Source organism: Burkholderia sp. BCC1977 (assembly GCF_905339595.1).
GTDB lineage: Bacteria > Pseudomonadota > Gammaproteobacteria > Burkholderiales > Burkholderiaceae > Burkholderia.
Genome location: NZ_CAJPGQ010000027.1, coordinates 13754 through 30647, shown reverse-complemented (window position 1 = coordinate 30647; position 16894 = coordinate 13754). Strand labels below are relative to the sequence as shown.

The following is a 16894-nucleotide window of genomic DNA, read 5'->3' as shown; positions in this document are numbered from 1 at the left end:
GCGCGCGGCGGCGCTAGGATGGCGTTTTCAAGAACGCTGGAGGGCGCGATGCAAGTTCAGGACCTGACCGGTGCGCCGCTCGATTTCTGGGTGGCGTTGGCGGAAGGCCTCGGCGCGCCGCGTGTCGACGCCGCGCGGTGCACGATCGTTTCCGAACCGGGCGGCGCGCCGGTGCCGTACGCACCGTCGTCGTCGTGGGCGGACGGCGGCCCGCTCGTCGAGCGCTTGCCGTTCGGCGCGTTCGAGCGCGACGGCGGGCACGGCGCGTGGCGCGCGGTGCTGCATCGGGCGGTGCCGGCGGCGGGCGAGCGCTGCACGTTCAACCAGTCGGGGCCGACGCTGCTGGTCGCCGCGATGCGTACGCGGGTCGCGTCGACGTTCGGCGACGACGTGCCGGATCTCGACATGTCGACGCCGCGCTGAGCCCGTGCGAAGCCGGTTACGCGGCCGACAGGTTGCGCACCGCGATCGCGGCGACGTCGACGCGCTTCGGCAGGATCGCGTCCGCGGCCGCGCGATCGGCGACCCGCTGCAGCACGTCGATGTCCGCGCCGGTGACGCCGCGCTGCGCGAGCGCCGCCCGGCGCGCGATGTCGGCAGCCGCCTCGCGCGGCAGGCGCGTGAGCGACGCATAGACGGTCGCGTAATCGGCCGGATGCGCGAGCGCCCACTGGCCGGCTCGGGTGAGCCGCGCGAGCACGTCGGACAGCGCCGCGCGCTTCGATCGATCGTCGAGCGTGTCGACCGGCGACGTGAGGAACGCGAGCCCGGAATTGATCCCGCTGCCGTCGCGCACGATGCGCGCACCGCGCCGCACCACGTTGCCGTAATACGGATCGAAGGTTGCCCAGATACCGATCTGCTTCGCCTCGAACGCGGCGAACGCGTCGACCGGCAGCACGAAGCGCACGTCGACGTCGCCCGGCGCGAGGCCGTGTTCGCGCAGCGCGCCGTAGAGCTGGTATTGCGAGATGCTGCCGCGTGCCGACGACACGACGACGGTGCGCCCCTTCAGGTCGGCGACGGTGCGCACCGGCGATTCGGGCTGCACGACGATGCCGAGCGACGTCGGCGAGCCGACGCGCGTCGCGACGATCCGCAGCGCCGGATCGCCGAGCGCGGCCGTCAGCACCGGCAGGTCGCCGGCCGGCGCGAGATCGATCGCGCCCGCGCGCTGCGCTTCGAACAGCGGCGCGGCACCCTGGAAATTCGCCCAGCGAAACCGGTACGGCACGCCGTCGAGCACGTGCGCGGCTTCGGCCAGTGCGCGCAGGCCGCCCGCCTGGTCGCCGAGCACCAGCGTGACGTTCGACAGGTCGGGGCCGGCCGCGCGGGCCGGCAGGGCGGCGGTGCCGGCAAGCGGTGCGGCGGCCAGGGCGGCCACACGCAGCAGTGCGCGGCGGCGGGCCGGGGCGGAGGGCGAAGTCATCGGCGGCGGGTCCTCGGTGATCCGCGCGAGAGGCCGCGCGGCTGCCGGGCAGATTACGGAATCGGTTTCGCGCCGGCAAACATCGAATCGCGAAATGCTTATTCGCTTATTCGCGCGAGCGTGGTGAAGGGTAGAGGGGAGAAGCCAAGACGGTAGCTGTCTCGGCGAACAGCCGGCAACGCAGGTTCCCCGGTTTGAACAGCTTCGTTCGTGGGGCAGGCCGCCGGAAGGACCGAGCGTTGGGGCGTGCCCGTCGCGAATGCGTTGCGTATTTGCTTTGCGCACGCGTTGCGCCTGGCCCTTCCGGTGGCTTGCGCAAGTCCGCTATTGGCCGCTAGCCTGCGGCAGCGACGGTGCGCAGGAACGCGCGTACCGCGGGCGCCTTCTCGAAGCGCCGGTGCGCAAGCGCGAGTTCGGACGTGATCGGCTTGCCGGCGATCGGCCGGTACACGACGCCCGGCAACGACACGCAGCCGGCGAGTGCGTCCGGGATCACGGCGACCCAGCCGTTCACCGACACGCACGCGAGCACCGCGAGCAATCCGCCCGGCCGCGCGGCGATCACCGGCGCGAAGCGGCCGCGTCGTGCGACTTCGAGCGTGCCGCGTTCCTGTTCGGGCACCGCGAAGCGTGCGTCGGCGAGATCGGCGGCACGCACGGCGGTCATCGCCGCGTAACGCGACTCGGCCGGCACGGCCGCGACGAATACGTCGCGCTGCAGCGTGACGATCCGCAGCCCGCCCGGCAGCGGCATCGGCGGGCGCACGTATGCGAGGTCGAGCCGGCCCGTGTCGAGCTGCTTCGCGACGTCGTCCATCGGCACCTCGCGCAGGTTCAGTTCGATACGCGGATGCGCGGCGCGGAACGCGCCGACCGTGCGCTGCAGCGTGCCCGAATAGACGGCCGACGACACGTAGCCGATCTCGATCCGGCCGAGCTCGCCGCGCTCGGCGAGCGTCGCGAGTTCGCGGCCGCGCTGCAGATGTTCGACCGCGGCGGTGGCTTCGGCGAGAAACGCCTCGCCTGCCGCCGTCAGCGAGACCTCCCGGCGCGACCGCTGGAACAGCCGCACGCCGAGCAGCCGTTCGGCTTCCTGGATCTGCCGCGTGAGCGCGGGCGGCGCCAGGTCGAGCGCGTCGGCCGCGCGCGCGAAATGCAGGTGTTGCGCGACGCTCAGGAACGCGCGCACGTGACGGAATTCGAGCGGATTCATGATTGCAATTTTCGTCAATGAAACTGCATGGGTATGTCAATGACAGGCAATACGAGGCCAGCCTAGCATACGGCTCGTCCCTCTTGCTCCGGAGCTGCCGATGTCCCAGTCTTCCCCCGCCCCGCGCGCAGGCGCGCCTGGCGCCGTGCGCACGGGCACCCGCCTGCCGCCCGCCGCGACGCTCGCGGTCGCATCCGCGACGTGCTCGCTGATCGTGCTCGACACGAACGTCGTTGCCGTGTCGCTGCCGAGCATCGCGCGCAGCTTTCATGCGAGTTTCGCCGACATCGAATGGGTCGTGAGCGCCTACATGACCGCGTTCGCCGCATGCCTGTTGCCGGCCGGCGGGCTGGCCGACCGCTTCGGGCGCAAGCGCATGCTCGGCGCGGGGCTCGCGCTCTTTTCGCTCGCGTCGCTCGGGTGCGGGATCGCACCGTCGGCCGGCTGGCTGATCGCCGCGCGCGCGGTGAAGGGCGGCGGGGCCGCGCTGTTGCTGACGGCCGCGCTCGCGGTGATCGCGAACCGCTTTCCGGACGGACGCGAACGGGCCCGTGCGTGGGCGATCTGGGGGATGTGCATGGGGCTCGCGACGGCCGTCGCGCCGCTGGTCGGCGGTGCGATCACGCAGTGGATCGGCTGGCGCTGGGTGTTCCTGCTGAACCTGCCGGTGTGCGCGCTGCTCGCGGCCGGCGCGCGCGTCGCGATCGACGAGTCGCGCGATCCGCATGCGAAACGCGTGGACGCCGCCGGCAGCCTGCTGTTCGGCGCGGCGCTCGCGTGCGCGATCGCGGCGCTGATCGGCGCGCCGTCGCACGGCTGGCTGTCGGCCGCGACGCTCGGCCGGTTCGCGCTCGCCGCCGCGCTGCTGGCCGCGTTCGTCGGCGCGGAGCGCTGGCAGGCGCGGCCGATGATCGATCTCGCGCTGTTCCGCCAGCCGCGCTTCGTCGGCGCGGTGCTCGCGATGTTCGGCTATGCGGCGTGCGCGCAGGTGATGATGACGTTCCTGCCGCTGTACCTGCAGAACGCGTTCGGGATGTCCGCGATCGACGCGGGGCTCGGGATGCTGCCGTTCGCGTTCGCGATGATCGCCGGGCCGTCGCTCGGCGGCATGCTCGCGGCGCGCGTGTCGTCCGGCGGCGTGCTGGCCGGCGGGCTCGCGCTGATCGGCGCCGGCAATCTCGCGACCGCGGCGCTGACGGCCGGCGGCGACTACCGGCTCGTCGCGTTCGGCATGTTCGTGACGGGCTGCGGCGCCGGCATCATGAACGGCGACACGCAGAAGGCGATCATGGCGTGCGTGCCGCCGGACCGTACCGGGATGGCGTCGGGCATCAGCACGACCACCCGCTTCTCGGCGATCGTGACGGCCGTCGGCGTGCTCGGCGCGGTGCTGGCCGCCAGTACGCGCACGCACCTCGACCGGCTGCTGTCCGCGGCACCGGGGGCGCGGGCATTCGTCGATGCGCCGTTCATGTCGAGCCTGCTGGCCGGCGATCCCGCGCAGGCGCTCGCGCACGTGCCGCCGTCGGCCGCCCGCACGCTTGCCGACGCGGCGCCCGCGGCCTTCGCGAGCGGATTCGCCGCCGCGCTGACGGTGAGCGGCGTGCTCGCGCTCGCTGCCGCCGTCGTTGCATACAAGTTGCTTGCGCAACCGATGCGCGACGCGTGATGCGCGCGGCGCTCCATGCGCCGCCCATTGCGCGCGGCGACACGACTCAGCGCGATTTCGTCACGATGCGATGAATCCGCGCCGCACGCGCGACGCGCGGCTGTTGCGACGCACCGCAATGCGTCGCCTGCCGGCCGCGTGTGCGTCGCGTCGGTTCGGGCGGGGCGTCGGCGAGCGGCACATTCGTCCGCGCATCCGCATGCGCGGCAACCGCCGCGACGGCCGGCTGTGCGGCCTCGGCGTCGAGCCAGCTGCGCGTCGCCTCGGCGATCAGCCCGCGCAGCCAGCGCACGCCGTCGATGCACGATCCCGATTCGTTCCACGTCATCCGGTACACGATATCGGGCGGTTCCGCCGGCAGCGCCACCGCGCCGAGCGGCAGCAGCTTCGCGTAGTGGCGTGCGAGCCGGTACGTGGTGGTCAGGATCAGGTCGGAGCGCACCAGCGCATGCGCGGCGAGTTCGAAATGCGGCAGCGTGACGACGATCCGCCGCTGCAGGCCGACGCGTTCGAGCTGCCGGTCGATCGCGCCGGATGCTTCGAGCCACGACGGCGTCGGACACAGCTGCGCGGCGCGCGCGAATTCGGCGGCCGTCATCGCGCCGCGCCGCGCGAGCGGATGCGTCGCGCGCATCAGGCACACGACGCGATCGTCGAACAGGTCGTCCTGCCGGAAGCGCGACAGGCGGGCAGGGCGGTTGTCGATCACGACGTCGAGCTCGCCGTCGGCGAGTGCGCGTTCGTCGTCGTAGCCGTCGCCGAGCGGATGGAACACGAGCTGCGCGTTCGGCGCGCGTTCGCGGAACAGCGCGACGAGCCTCGGCACGAACAGCACGTTCAGGTAGTCGGGACAGCCGATCCGGTAGGTGCGCACCGACGTGCGCGCGTCGAAGGTCGGCTGCTGGATGCGGATGAAGTCGATCACGCGCAGCGCATTGCGCAGCGGCTCGATCAGTCGCGCGCCGAACTCGGTCGGCACCATCCCGTAGCGGCTGCGCACCAGCAGCGGATCGCCGAGCAGCGTGCGCAGGCGCTTGAGCGCGGCGCTCGTCGCGGGCTGCGACATGTTCAGCCGCACGGCCGCGCGCGACACGGTGCGCTCGGTCAGCAGCACGAGCAGGATGCGCATCAGCCGCGCATCCAGCACGTCGAGCGCACCCGTCGCATCGGACGCGTCGAGGGAACGGCCGTTCGGCCCCGGTGCGTCCCGCATGTCGCTACGCGTTCCCGCGGCCCGTCATTTGACGAAGGTGCCCGGCCAGCCGACGATCCGCTTCGGACGCGGCGGCGCATAGGTGCGGACCTTCGACGTCTTCAGCTTCAGGCGCACCAGCGATTCGGCGAGCGCGACCGCGGCCGACACGCCGTCGACGACGGGCACGCCCGTGCATTCCTCGATCTGCCGGTCGAGGCCGGCCATCCCGCCGCAGCCGAGGCAGATCACTTCCGCGTGATCGTCCTTCACCGCGCGCTCGGCCTGGCCGACGATCGACTCGATCGCGCGGGCCGGGTTCTCCTCGAGCTCGAGCACCGCGAGACCGCTCGCGCGCACCGACGCGCAGCGCGCGTCGAGCCCGGCGAGCTTCAGGCGATCCTCGATCAGCGGCACCGTTCGGTCGAGCGTCGTGACGACCGAATAGCGGTGGCCGAGCAGCATCGCGACGCTCGCGGCCGCTTCGGTGATGTCGACGACGGGCACCGTCAGCAGTTCCTGCAGCCCTTCGCGGCCATGTTCGCCGTAGCCGGCCTGGATCACCGCGTCGTACGGCTCGTCGTAGCTCAACACGCGGTCCATCACGGCGATCGCCGCGAGATAGCTCTCGAAGTTGCCTTCGATCGACTCCGCGCCGAAGCGCGGCGTGAGCCCGACGATCTCCGTGCCGGGCGCCGCCGCGGCCTGCGCCTGCGCGGCGATGGCGTCGGTGATCGACTCGGTCGTGTTGACGTTGACTACCAGTATTCTCATCGGTGTACTCCGTATGCTGCGTTCAGTGTTGGGCGCAGGCGACCGCGATGGGTTCGCCCGAGCGCTCTTCGTATTGGCGTTTGCGATCGGCCGTCAGCCAGTACACGCTGCCCGCGATGGCCGCGCCGAGCAGCCAGGAGAACGGCGTCAGCGCGCCGAAGGCCGGCACGACGGCGAGCGTGATCGAGATCAGCGCGGACGGCACGAGGGCCGCGAGCGCCTTGCGGTTCACGCCGCGCGTATAGAAATAGGCGCCAGTCGGCGCTTCGGTATAGAGATCCGGCACGTTCACGCGCTGCTTGCGCACGAGCCAGTAGTCGACCGTGATGATCCCGTACAGCGGGCCGAGCAGCGCCCCGAGGCCGGACAGGAAGTAGACGATCACGATCGGGCTGTTGTACAGGTTCCACGGCAGGATCAGCACCGCGACCGTCGCGCTGATCAGGCCCGCGCGGCGAAACGTCAGGCGGTGCGGCGCGAGGCTCGTCAGCACGAAGGCCGGCGCGACGAAGTTCGCCATGATGTTCACCGCGACCGTCACGATCAGGAATGCGAGGCAGCCGAGCACGAGGAACAGCTTGTTCGGCACCGTCGCGATGATTTCCGTCGGGCTGTGGATGATCTGGCCGTTCAGCTTGAACTGCGCGCCCGCGAGCACGAAGCTGATCGTCGCGAACACCAGGATGTTCACCGGCAGGCCCCAGAAGTTGCCGACCCGCACCGTCTTCGCGCTCGGCGACGAGCGCGCGAAATCGCAGAAGTTGAGCACCAGCGTGCCGTAGATCGCGAGCCACAGCGCGCCACCCGCGAACACTTCGGTCCACATCTTCAGGCCGGTCATCGGCTTGCCGACCGACATCGCGAGATGGCCGCCGGTGCGGCTGAACATCCACGCGGCGAGCGACAGCGTCGTGACGAGGATGATCGGGCCGGCGAGCCCTTCGTACTTGCGGACCATCTCCATCCCGTAGGTGAGGATGCCGATCTGCACGAGCCAGATCGCGACGAACGTGATCCAGCCGAGCGTCGACAGCCCGAGGATCGCGTTCCGGTCGAACGCGGCGAGACCCGGCCAGATCGCGGTGAGCAGCACGCGCAGCACGACCGACGCGAGATAGGTCTGGATTCCGAACCATGCGATCGCGATCACCGCGCGGATCATCGCGGGCAGGAGCGCACCGTAGATGCCGAAGCTCATCCGGCTGATCACCGGGAACGGCACGCCGGTCTTCTGGCCCATGTAGCCGGTGAGGTTCATGAAGCCGTACACGAGCACCGCGCCGATCGCGAGCGATGCGAGCATCTGCCAGCCCGACAGGCCGAGCGCGAACAGGCCGATCGCGAACGAGTAGTTCGCGATGTTGTGCACGTCGTTGGTCCACAGCGCAAAGATGCTGTAGCGGCCCCAGGTCCGGCCTTCGGCCTTGGTCGGCGCGAGGTCGGGATTGTGCAGCCGCGGGCTCGGCGCGGGATCGCGCGCGGCCGTATCGGTGCGATGCAATGCGTCGTCCGCGCCGAGCACGATGCCCGCGCGGTGGGTGGCTTCCAGTTGCACGCCTTGTCTCCTTCCATGTGCGGGGCGCGAACCGGCAGCGTGTGCACGCAGCGCAGGCCCGGCCGCCGTGGACGTTATGTCTCGGATTTGTTCGCGAGTATGGGTGGCGGCCGCGACGATGGGAAATTAAATATTCGGCTGGGTGTCATTTGAAAAATGAATGGACCGGGTCGCCGGCGGTGGCGATGGGCGGCACGCAAATTGCTCGTCAGAGGTCTCCATCCAATCGACATCAGCGGAGGTGTCATGCAGCGATATTCCATTCGTCACGTATCGCGAGCCGTCTTCGCCGGCATCCTGATCGCCGGCCTGGCGGCGGGTGCGGGTTGCCAGAAGAAGAGCGAGAGCGACACCGGCGGGAGTTCAACGAGCGCCACCGGCGGCATGGCGCCGGCGCCGTCCACCGCGCCGGCGGGCACGCCGGGCAGCGGCGCGGCAGGCAGCGGCATGAGCGGCGGCCCAGCGAGCATGCCGGGCGCTGCTTCCGCGCCCGCGGGCGCAAGCGGCGGCTGACCGTCGGCGCGGGCGGCGTGCGCGGGTCCGTCGCCCGCGTGCCGGTCGCCCGCGCGCCGCCGGGACGGCTGCCGGCGCGGCACGCGTGTCGCAGGGCGCGCGTGGGCGACGCCGTGCCCGTGAAAGATTTGCAAGGACCGTTGTAGCGATTCCCGGACCGGCGCCGGCTGCATCCCGCCGGCGCACGCCGTCCGGAACAGGAGGTGCGATGCAGAAGGCGGAATCGAACCCAACCCCGAAACAGCAGCGCGAACCGATCGCGAAGCGTCCGGTGAAGACGCCGGCGGCCGGCGGCATGCCCGATGCGGCGACCCGGGCCGCCAAGGTCACGAAGCGGCCGCTGACGCCGGAGGCCGTCGCGGCGAAAACGCCGACCGGCCTGCCGCCGATCGACGTCGGCGCGCATGCGGTCGACAGCGGCGATCCGGTGCGTCGCGCCAGCGGCAGGATCGTGACGCTCGACAACGCGAACATGGCGATGACCGACAACACGGTCGACGTCGACGGCAAGGGCATGGAGGCGCGCAGCGGCGCGACCGAATGGCACGACAACGTGATCTACTCGAATGCGTCGCTCGACGACGCGGTTGAGACGCCCGACGAAGGGCTCGGCGGCATCGAGAGCCGGCCGGGTGGCAACGTGCCGCAGATTGCGACCCGGCCGGGCTGGCGCGTCCGGCATGTCGGCGATGTCGATGTCGAGCACGGCGACGGCACGCGGGTCGAGCACGTGATCCGCCTCGAGCGGAGCGACTGACGACGTATCGAGGGTTGCCGGGCGGACCGCCGGCCGTCGGTCCGCCGAGGGCCGTTATTGCGGGCCGAGTTCCTGCGCGGACGTATCCGCATCGTTGCCCTGCGCGACGAGTACGTGGATGTCGTTCGGCGTCACGTCGCCGATGCCGCCCGACGGAATCGTCACCAGCAGCCAGTCGGCGTTGTTGTTGATCGCGACCGGCGCGGTCTTCAGGATCGGCGACTTGCTGCCGGCTGTCGTCACGATCACCTGGTAGTTGCCGCCGTTCAGGTAGACGGAATCCTGTCCGGAAGCCGGCACGGCGTTCTGGTACGCGGCGCCCGCCAGCGTCGGGCTTTGCGTGTTGATGTCGGTGCCCGGCGGCACGACGTACACGTCGACGTTCTGCGTGTTCGGCGACGCGTTGAAGCTGCGCACGCGCGCCTTGTCGGACAGCAGGCCCTTGGCGTACGGATCGTCGATCACGGAGATCGCCGACGACGTGCTCGGCAAGGCGATCGTCGTGTAGTGATGGCCGTTCGCCGCACCGAACGATTGCGACGCGACGGTCGCGGTCGTGCCCGAAACGTCGTAGCTCGTCGTCTGCGTGCCTGAGTCGATGTCGTGATAGCGGGTCACGCCCTTGTACGCGACGCCCGATGCATCCACCTTCGCATTCAGGTAGTAGTCGAGATTCGGGCCGGCCGGCACCGCGTTGATGAAGCGCGCCTGCGGCTTCGAGATGCCGAGCTCGGTGCCGACGTCGTTGCCGTCTCCGCCGCATGCCGTGAGTACGGAAATGACCGAGCACAGGGCCACTATCGTTCGTATGGATTTCATGTCGTCCTCGCGTTCAGGGGAACCTGCTTGCGATGCGGGATCGCCGCGCGAGGAGTCGCGCGGTGCGCAGCGCCGGTTGAGGGAAGGATTGCCGTCCGCCGGGGTGGCGGGCGCGTGGTTGCCGCAAGCGATGTGCCCGCGCGGCGCGATCGGCGCGGGCACCCATGGGGCGGCGGATGCGGCGCACGGAGGGAACTGCATGCCGTGCCGGATCGCGCGAGTCGGGTGACGTGCTTGTAAAAACGCGGTGCGGCGAGCGCGCGAGCGACGCGTGCCGGAAAGGCGTTTCAAACGGCAACCGGTGTGCGCTGCGGTTGAGGCGGGAAGGCGAGGAGAGGCTTTCGCGAATATCGTTGCGCGCGCGTCGAGATGCGGAGAGTCGTAGATCGCGCGCGACGACACGGCGTCGTCGCGCGCATGAAAAATCAACGGTTCACGAGCTTCGCCGGATACGCGAGCGCGAGCGCGCAACCGACCAGCATGCACGCGGCGAAGCCGTACAGCCCCGCGCTTTGCGAATGGAACGTGTCGCGCAGCCAGCCGATGAAGTAGGTGCTGCCGAAGCCGCCGAGGTTCGCGATCGAGCACGCGAACGCGATCCCGCCGGCCGCGGCCGAGCCCTTCAGGAACGTGGACGGCAGCGCCCAGACGACCGGCATCGCGGCGGCCGCGCCCGCGTTGATCAGCGAGAACAGCAGCACGGTCGCGAGCGTGCCGTGCGACGACGCGGCGGCAAATGCGAGCGCGACGGCCGACACGAGGAACGGCACGACGATATGCCAGCGGCGCTCGCGCGCACGATCGGAGCTCGCGCCGCAATACAGCGTCGCGAGCACGGCCGCGGCGTTCGGGATCACCATCAGCCAGCCGATGTGATACGCGTCCTTCACGCCGGTATCGCGCAGGATCGTCGGCAACCAGAAGCTCACCGCGTACAGCCCGAGCAGCACGCACAGGTCGATGAGGCCGAGCGCCCACACCTTCGGATCGGAAAACGCGCGGCCGAGCGCGTGGCTCTTGTTGCCCGACGGGTCGGCGTCGAGGTTCGCGCGCAGCGTGCGCTTCTCGTCGGCGTTCAGCCAGTGCGCGGTCTCGATGCTGTTGGGCAGCCAGCGCAGCACCGCGAAGCCGAGCAGGACCGACGGCAATGCCTCGAGCAGGAACAGCCACTGCCAGCCGCCGAGCCCGTGCGCGCCGTCGAACGCACGCATGATCCAGCCGGAGATCGGGCTGCCGATCATGCTCGACAGCGGCAGGCCGACCATGAACAGCGCGACGATCCGCGCGCGGCGCGCATCGGGATACCACTGCGTCAGGTACAGCAGCACGCCGGGCAGGAAGCCGGCTTCGGCGGCGCCGAGCAGGAAGCGCACGATGTAGAACTGCATCGGCGTGTGCACGAACATCGTCGCGCCCGACAGCAGGCCCCACGTGATCATGATCCGCGCGATCCACAGTTTCGCGCCGACGCGCTGCAGCACCAGGTTGCTCGGGACTTCGAACAGGATGTAGCCGCCGAAGAACAGGCCCGCGCCGAGCCCGTACACGGTGTCGCTGAACTTCAGCGCGTCGAGCATCTGCAGCTTCGCGAGCCCGATGTTGATGCGGTCGAGATAGGCCGCGAAATAGCACAGGCAGAACAGCGTGATCAGGCGCAGCGTGACCTTGCGGTAGAGCGCGCCGTGCAGCGTGTCGTCGGCGGAGACGGCGGCGCTCGGGTGTGCGGTAGACATGGGATTGCCCCTGTTCGAATGTGACGGATGAAGTGGGTGGCCGTTCGACGCGAGCGAAGGTTCGCCGCGCGCTGGAGTCTGTATAGCACGCCAATTACATAGCGTACACACTAGAAAATACGGAATCGCACAGGCATGAAAATGGATGCTCGAGAGTCGACCGATAAACCGGGTAAGTCACGTATTTTTTAGGAATTCATCTGGAAATATACGCATACCTGAATGGTCGTCTCGCGTTCGGTGGATGCACGAAATTCGTGCGTATACGCTCAAAAGTGGAGTGTATGCATGCCAGTGATTCGACCGTGGGAAAGCCTGCGTCCGGCAGCCCGCCCGATGGCGGGCACCGCGGGCGCTGCAGGGGCGATGTCCGTGAGCAGGCCAGCACAGTCAGGCGATCGTCAGGCGTGACGCGGGAAGGGCGCGACGAACCCTGACGTACCGCAATGAAGCGGCGGCCGCGCGACCGATCGCGTCGATTTGAGGGTGTACACTGCATGCCTTTCCCATTCATGCCGCGCGAGCCTTCATCTTCATGGCGTCTTCCAAGGATTCCTACGACTTTCACGACCAGGTCGGGCACCTGCTGCGCCGCGCCTATCAGCGGCACGTTGCGATCTTCCAGGAAGCGATCCCCGATTCGGACCTGACGGCCGCACAGTTCGTCGCGCTGTGCGCGGTCAAGGAAAAGCAGGCGTGTTCGCTGAACGACATCGTGAAGGCGACCGCGATCGACCAGGCGACCATTCGCGGCGTCGTCGAGCGGTTGAAGACACGCGCGCTGATCGAGGTGCTGCCCGACCCGAACGACGGCCGCAAGCTGATCGTACGCGCGACCGCGGCGGGCCTCGCGCTGATCGACCGCACGGTGCCGTTCGCGCGGCAGGTGACCGAGCGCACGTACGGGCCGCTCAATCCGGGCGAACGCGTCGCATTGCAGTACCTGCTGCGCAAGATGATGGAGGCCGACGGCGACGCGTGACGCGCAGCGCCGTCCAGCACGCGACCCCAACCAGCCTTATACGGCGCTTGCCGCGGCAGGCGCTGCGGCGCCGAGAAGCCGGCCGGCCTCGCGCAGCGCGGCGCGCACCGTCTCGGGCGTGAACGGTGGCGCATGGAAGCGCACGCCGGTCGCATCGAACAGCGCATTCGCGACGGCGGCGGGCCCCGGTACCGACGCCGATTCGCCCGCACCGAGCGGCGGCTCGCCTTGCCGCGGCATCAACACCACGTCGACGTCCGGCACTTCGTCGAACGTCAGGATCGGATAGCTCGCCCATTCGCGCGATGCAACCTTGCCGTCGGCAAACCGCACGCGCTCCTTCAGCGTGCGGCTCAATACCTGGATCACGTTGCCGTGGATCTGATGGCGCACGCCGTCGGGGTTGATCATCGTGCCGGTGTCCTGGCCGACCGTCACGCGCTCGATGCGGATTTCGCCCGACACGCGATCGACGCTCAGGTCGACGATCCATGCGGACCAGGCCGCGCCGAAACCGGGGAAGCGGCTGTGGACGTAGCGCGCGTAGGCGATGCCGCGTCCACGGACGACGCGCGACGCTTCAGGTTCATTCCCGCGGCCCGCGCGCGGCGTCCAGCCCGCGCGATCGGCCACGGCCCGCAGCAGTTCGATCGCGCGCGTGTCCTGGAGATGCCGAAGCCGGAACGCGAGCGGATCGATGCCGGCCAGCACCGCGCATTCGTCGACGAATGCGTCGTGCGCGAACGAGTTCGGCAACGCCGACACGCCGCGCAGCCACGATGCACGCACGAGCGGCGCCAGATCCTCGCAGACGAAGCGGCGGTTCGGGCTTTCGTAAGGCGATACGGCCGTGCGGTCGCCCATCTCGAACACGCGCGGTTCGGGCGCGATCGCGCCGGTCAGGAGCGTCGCGAGCAGCGGTGCGTCGTTCGACGGGTAGCGCGTCGTGAAGTCGTAGCCGAGCAGGCGGCCGTCGCGCGTCACGGTGCCCGTCACCTGCATCAGCTGCCCGGCGCCCTTCGGTTCCCACAGATGCTCGTCCGCGCGCGACAGCTGCACGCGCACCGGGCGGCCGACCGCGCGCGACAGCAGCAGCGCGTCGCCGCATACGTCGTCCGCGCCGTTGCGGCCGTAGCAGCCGGCTGCTTCCATTCGCACGATGTCGAAATCGGCTTCGTCGCGTGCCACGAGCGTCGCGAGGTCATAGCGCAGCGACACGGGGTTCTGCGTGCCGGACCATACGGTGATGCGGCCGTCGCCGGGCGCGCGGTAGTCGGCGAGCGCGCACGACGGGCCGATCGAGCCGTGCATCTGGAACGGCCACGCATAGGTGCGCGACAGCGTGATGGTGTCGGGTTGCGTGCGGGCCGCTTCGACGTCGCCTTCGTCCAGTAGCACGCGGCGTCGCGCGGGCGCGGCGGCGATCGCGGCCGCAGGCGTGTCGAGCGGCGGCAGCGCGGGATGCGGCCGCCACGTGACGCGCAGCTGGCGTGCCGCGCGGATCGCGTGTTCCTCGCGCTCGGCGACGACGCCGACGAAGTCGCCGATCGCCACGACCGCCACCAGCCCCGGCACGTCGGCGACCGACGCGCGATCGACGTCGACCAGCGACGTGCCGACGAACGCACCGCTGTCGTGGCCCGCATACGGCGGCCGCACGACGCGGCCGTGCAGCATGCCCGGCACGCGCATGTCGTGCACGAACGTGAGCTGGCCGGTGGCCTTCGCGGGCAGGTCGACGCGCGGCGACGATCGGCCGACGATCCGGTAGCGGGCGGGGTCCTTCGTGCGGGCGTTCAGGTCGAGCGTCAGCGCGATGCGGCGCGCCGCGACGAGCGCGGCGAATGTCGCTGTGTGTCCGTATGCCGGCGCGGAGATCGTTCCGTCGTCGATGCTCAGTTGCGCGAGGTCGACGCCGAAGCGCTCGGCGGCCAGCGCCAGCAGCGCGTGGCGCGCCTGCGCGGCCGCGCAGCGCAGCGGCGTCGCCGAAATCTGGATCGTCGCGCTCGCGATGGTCGGACCCTGGTTCGGCGTCGCGGCCGTATCGCCGAGCACCATCGTCACGCGCGCGGCCGGCACGTCGAGTTCCTCGGCCACGATCTGCGCGAGCGACGTGCGAATGCCGGTGCCGAGGTCGACGTGGCCGTTGAACGCGAGGATGCGTCCGTCGTCGAGAATCGCGACGAACACTTCGGGCAGCGTCGGCACGTACGACGACAGGCTGCCCGGCTGGCCGGGCGCCGGCTTGATGGGCGGCGCGGGCGGCCGGATCACGGTCAGGCAGCCGTCGCGCGCAAGCAGTTCGGAGCGGTTCACGGTTCAGGTGTCCTGTCGGGGAGGGCGCGACCCGCGGCCGGCGGCCGGCGGCCGGTCACACCGGCTGCGGCGCGCGGGCGCCGCTGGCCGCGCACGGGGCGACGGCTCGAGCGAGCGCGATGGCGCACGCGGTCAATCTAGGTCGCCAAAAGCGCAGCGTCAATCGCGCGCCGGCGCGGGTACGGCTGCCGTTCGTCCCACCCGCGCGGCGCGGCGGCTCAGCGCGGGTGCACGGCATTGATCGCCGCGATCGCATCGTCGAGCGGCATCACGGCTGCGTATTTCTGCTGCATGTCGAACAGGTTCGCGTCGTGCGGCGCGATCGCGCGATCGCCGACGCAATCGGCGAGCACGAGCGGACGGAACCCGTGCGACATCGCGTCGACCACGCTCGCGCGCACGCAGCCGCTCGTCACCGCGCCGGCGACGAGCAGCGTCTGCACCGCGCGCTGCGCGAGCCACGGCGCGAGCTGTGTGCCGAAGAACGCCGACGGCACGGTCTTGCGCACGACGAGTTCGCCGGCGGCCGGCGTGAGTTCGGGCACGATCGCGCTGTTCGGATGGTGCTCGGTCAGTGTCGCCATGCCGGGCACCTTCAGCGAGAACACGTTGTCGTCGCTGCCGTCGTCCGCGTACACGATGCGGCTGTGCGCGACGGGCCAGCCGCGTTCGCGCGCGAGCGCGAGCGCCCGCGTCGTGCGCGCGATCGCCGGCGCGATGTTGCCGCCGCCGAACGTCGCGGGATCGGCGAAGCCGACCACGAAGTCGACGATCAGCAGCCCGATGTTGCCGTGCGGCGGCAGCGGCGTGCCGAAACCCTGCTGACGGTAGACGTTCGCTTCGGCGTGGCGGGAAAGATCGGTCATGGTGTCGGGCACTCGTCTATCAGGCAGGTTGGTCGGTCACGCGGCCGTCGCGCACGACGGTCTCGCCGTCGAGCTCGACCGTGCAGCGGCGCAGCGGGATGTCGATGTGGCAGGTGGTCGTGCGGCTGCCGCCGCCTTCGTTGTTCGGGCCGAGCGAGAACAGGAAGTTGCCTTCGAACGCGCGCGCATCCATCCCGATCGTCGCCTCGCGGTCGTACAGGCCGAGCGTCGACCAGCGCGCACGCGGCTGCAGCCCCCAGCCGATGTGCGAGATCGCATAGCCTTCCGGGTCCGCGAAGGTTTCCATGTAGTCGCGCAGCAGGTCGGCATCGACGCCGCCTTCGATGCGCGTCGCATAACCGCCTTCGACGGTCAGCGCGATCGGCTCGCTCACGTAGTGCTTCTGCGGCAGCAGGATGTCGCCGCGATCGATCACGATCGTGCCGCGCGCGGTGCGGTCGTTCGGGAAGGTCAGCGCGAAACCGCTCGGCCAGTGGTCCCAGCGGCCCGGCGCGTCGACGAAGCCGTATTCGGCGGTCGGCGGGAAATCGCCCAGCGGGCACACGAGCGCGGTGCCGGCCGCCGAGGTCACGCGCATCTCGCGCGCGGCGGCGATTTTCTTCGCGGCGCCGAGCACGCGCGTGCGGTCGGCCAGCGTCGGCACCATCCGCACCAGCACCTCGGGCGGCTCGACCGCGAGCAGGATCTTCGTGCCGGACTTCAGGATGTCGTGCTGCTCGGGCGAGAACAGCAGTGTCATCAGGTCCAGCACGAGGTCGCTCTCGCGCAATGCGGCGATTGCGGCGCGGTTGCCGGTCAGCGGCGTCGTGCCGAGATAGGCGAGCGGGTCGCGGCTGAAGGCCTTTTCGCCGTTCACCGGCGGCAGGTCGAGCCGGTTGACGACCGCGCCCATCGATTGCGTTGCGATCAGCGCGCACGACAGCGTCTGCGGGTGAGTGGCCGCGCTCGTCAGGATCGTGACGGTCTGGCCCGGTTCGAGGCGCGACAGCGTGAGCACCTGCTTCCACGCGTCGATCAGTTGATAGTCGCTGACTGGCATCGTCGGCTCCGGTAAA

15 protein-coding genes are annotated in these 16894 nt (G+C 70.1%); 5 read left to right on the top strand and 10 right to left on the bottom strand.

Features of this window, described 5'->3' with window-relative positions; genetic code table 11:
* Positions 1-48: 48 nt before the first annotated feature.
* Positions 49-423, top strand: a complete 375-nt coding sequence (locus tag U5771_RS21855) for a phage protein NinX family protein (protein ID WP_322025911.1) — start codon at positions 49-51, stop codon at positions 421-423.
* A gap of 16 nt (positions 424-439) precedes the next feature.
* Here U5771_RS21855 and U5771_RS21850 read toward each other — a convergent pair whose 3' ends face one another.
* The gene (locus U5771_RS21850) at positions 440-1429 is read right to left on the bottom strand and encodes an ABC transporter substrate-binding protein (RefSeq protein ID WP_322025910.1); all 990 of its coding nucleotides are present in this window, start codon (positions 1427-1429) and stop codon (positions 440-442) included.
* Between the two features lie 334 nt (positions 1430-1763).
* Positions 1764-2642, bottom strand: coding sequence for a LysR family transcriptional regulator (locus U5771_RS21845; RefSeq protein WP_322025909.1), 879 nt, complete (start codon positions 2640-2642; stop codon positions 1764-1766).
* 100 nt (positions 2643-2742) lie between these two features.
* Here U5771_RS21845 and U5771_RS21840 point away from each other — a divergent pair, with 100 nt between their 5' ends.
* Positions 2743-4311 carry an MFS transporter gene (locus U5771_RS21840; protein ID WP_322025908.1) on the top strand — a complete coding sequence of 523 codons (1569 nt, stop codon included), beginning with the start codon at positions 2743-2745 and terminating at the stop codon, positions 4309-4311.
* Between the two features lie 46 nt (positions 4312-4357).
* Here the strand turns inward: U5771_RS21840 and U5771_RS21835 are convergent, their stop codons facing one another.
* From U5771_RS21835 to U5771_RS21825, 3 genes are read right to left on the bottom strand one after another with little or no spacing between them, the layout of a single operon-like run.
* Positions 4358-5524 carry a LysR family transcriptional regulator gene (locus U5771_RS21835; protein ID WP_322025907.1) on the bottom strand — a complete coding sequence of 389 codons (1167 nt, stop codon included), beginning with the start codon at positions 5522-5524 and terminating at the stop codon, positions 4358-4360.
* Positions 5525-5548: 24 nt separating this feature from the next.
* Positions 5549-6277 carry an aspartate/glutamate racemase family protein gene (locus U5771_RS21830; protein WP_322025906.1) on the bottom strand — a complete coding sequence of 243 codons (729 nt, stop codon included), beginning with the start codon at positions 6275-6277 and terminating at the stop codon, positions 5549-5551.
* Between the two features lie 22 nt (positions 6278-6299).
* Positions 6300-7832, bottom strand: a complete 1533-nt coding sequence (locus U5771_RS21825) for an NCS1 family nucleobase:cation symporter-1 (protein WP_322025905.1) — start codon at positions 7830-7832, stop codon at positions 6300-6302.
* Between the two features lie 246 nt (positions 7833-8078).
* On the opposite strand from U5771_RS21825, the gene U5771_RS21820 reads away from it, so the two are divergent.
* On the top strand, positions 8079-8345 hold the full coding sequence (locus U5771_RS21820) for a hypothetical protein (protein WP_322025904.1): 267 nt from the start codon (positions 8079-8081) through the stop codon (positions 8343-8345).
* 208 nt (positions 8346-8553) lie between these two features.
* Complete coding sequence (locus U5771_RS21815) at positions 8554-9102, top strand: DUF3005 domain-containing protein (protein WP_322025903.1); 549 nt, start codon at positions 8554-8556, stop codon at positions 9100-9102.
* Positions 9103-9156: 54 nt separating this feature from the next.
* Here the strand turns inward: U5771_RS21815 and U5771_RS21810 are convergent, their stop codons facing one another.
* A complete protein-coding gene (locus tag U5771_RS21810; protein ID WP_322025902.1) occupies positions 9157-9921 on the bottom strand; it encodes a DUF4397 domain-containing protein in 765 nt (254 codons plus the stop codon).
* 425 nt (positions 9922-10346) lie between these two features.
* Positions 10347-11654, bottom strand: a complete 1308-nt coding sequence (locus tag U5771_RS21805; protein ID WP_322025901.1) for an MFS transporter — start codon at positions 11652-11654, stop codon at positions 10347-10349.
* Positions 11655-12189: 535 nt separating this feature from the next.
* Between U5771_RS21805 and U5771_RS21800 the strand changes: the two genes are divergently transcribed.
* The gene (locus U5771_RS21800) at positions 12190-12636 is read left to right on the top strand and encodes a MarR family winged helix-turn-helix transcriptional regulator (protein ID WP_124488416.1); all 447 of its coding nucleotides are present in this window, start codon (positions 12190-12192) and stop codon (positions 12634-12636) included.
* A gap of 36 nt (positions 12637-12672) precedes the next feature.
* Here the strand turns inward: U5771_RS21800 and U5771_RS21795 are convergent, their stop codons facing one another.
* The 3 genes from U5771_RS21795 to U5771_RS21785 all read right to left on the bottom strand — a co-directional run bounded on the left by U5771_RS21795 (position 12673) and on the right by U5771_RS21785 (position 16878).
* A complete protein-coding gene (locus U5771_RS21795; RefSeq protein ID WP_322025900.1) occupies positions 12673-14952 on the bottom strand; it encodes a xanthine dehydrogenase family protein molybdopterin-binding subunit in 2280 nt (759 codons plus the stop codon).
* A gap of 218 nt (positions 14953-15170) precedes the next feature.
* The gene (locus U5771_RS21790; protein WP_322025899.1) at positions 15171-15818 is read right to left on the bottom strand and encodes an isochorismatase family protein; all 648 of its coding nucleotides are present in this window, start codon (positions 15816-15818) and stop codon (positions 15171-15173) included.
* Positions 15819-15837: 19 nt separating this feature from the next.
* Positions 15838-16878, bottom strand: coding sequence for a 2,5-dihydroxypyridine 5,6-dioxygenase (locus tag U5771_RS21785; protein WP_322025898.1), 1041 nt, complete (start codon positions 16876-16878; stop codon positions 15838-15840).
* Positions 16879-16894 lie beyond the last annotated feature (16 nt).

What these genes read in the sequence shown, in the direction of transcription:
- U5771_RS21855 (WP_322025911.1), top strand. Translation starts at nt 49, where the DNA reads ATGCAAGTTCAGGACCTGACCGGTGCGCCGCTCGATTTCTGGGTGGCG.
- U5771_RS21850 (WP_322025910.1), bottom strand. Translation starts at nt 1,429, where the DNA reads ATGACTTCGCCCTCCGCCCCGGCCCGCCGCCGCGCACTGCTGCGTGTG.
- U5771_RS21845 (WP_322025909.1), bottom strand. Translation starts at nt 2,642, where the DNA reads ATGAATCCGCTCGAATTCCGTCACGTGCGCGCGTTCCTGAGCGTCGCG.
- U5771_RS21840 (WP_322025908.1), top strand. Translation starts at nt 2,743, where the DNA reads ATGTCCCAGTCTTCCCCCGCCCCGCGCGCAGGCGCGCCTGGCGCCGTG.
- U5771_RS21835 (WP_322025907.1), bottom strand. Translation starts at nt 5,524, where the DNA reads ATGCGGGACGCACCGGGGCCGAACGGCCGTTCCCTCGACGCGTCCGAT.
- U5771_RS21830 (WP_322025906.1), bottom strand. Translation starts at nt 6,277, where the DNA reads ATGAGAATACTGGTAGTCAACGTCAACACGACCGAGTCGATCACCGAC.
- U5771_RS21820 (WP_322025904.1), top strand. Translation starts at nt 8,079, where the DNA reads ATGCAGCGATATTCCATTCGTCACGTATCGCGAGCCGTCTTCGCCGGC.
- U5771_RS21815 (WP_322025903.1), top strand. Translation starts at nt 8,554, where the DNA reads ATGCAGAAGGCGGAATCGAACCCAACCCCGAAACAGCAGCGCGAACCG.
- U5771_RS21810 (WP_322025902.1), bottom strand. Translation starts at nt 9,921, where the DNA reads ATGAAATCCATACGAACGATAGTGGCCCTGTGCTCGGTCATTTCCGTA.
- U5771_RS21805 (WP_322025901.1), bottom strand. Translation starts at nt 11,654, where the DNA reads ATGTCTACCGCACACCCGAGCGCCGCCGTCTCCGCCGACGACACGCTG.
- U5771_RS21800 (WP_124488416.1), top strand. Translation starts at nt 12,190, where the DNA reads ATGGCGTCTTCCAAGGATTCCTACGACTTTCACGACCAGGTCGGGCAC.
- U5771_RS21790 (WP_322025899.1), bottom strand. Translation starts at nt 15,818, where the DNA reads ATGACCGATCTTTCCCGCCACGCCGAAGCGAACGTCTACCGTCAGCAG.
- U5771_RS21785 (WP_322025898.1), bottom strand. Translation starts at nt 16,878, where the DNA reads ATGCCAGTCAGCGACTATCAACTGATCGACGCGTGGAAGCAGGTGCTC.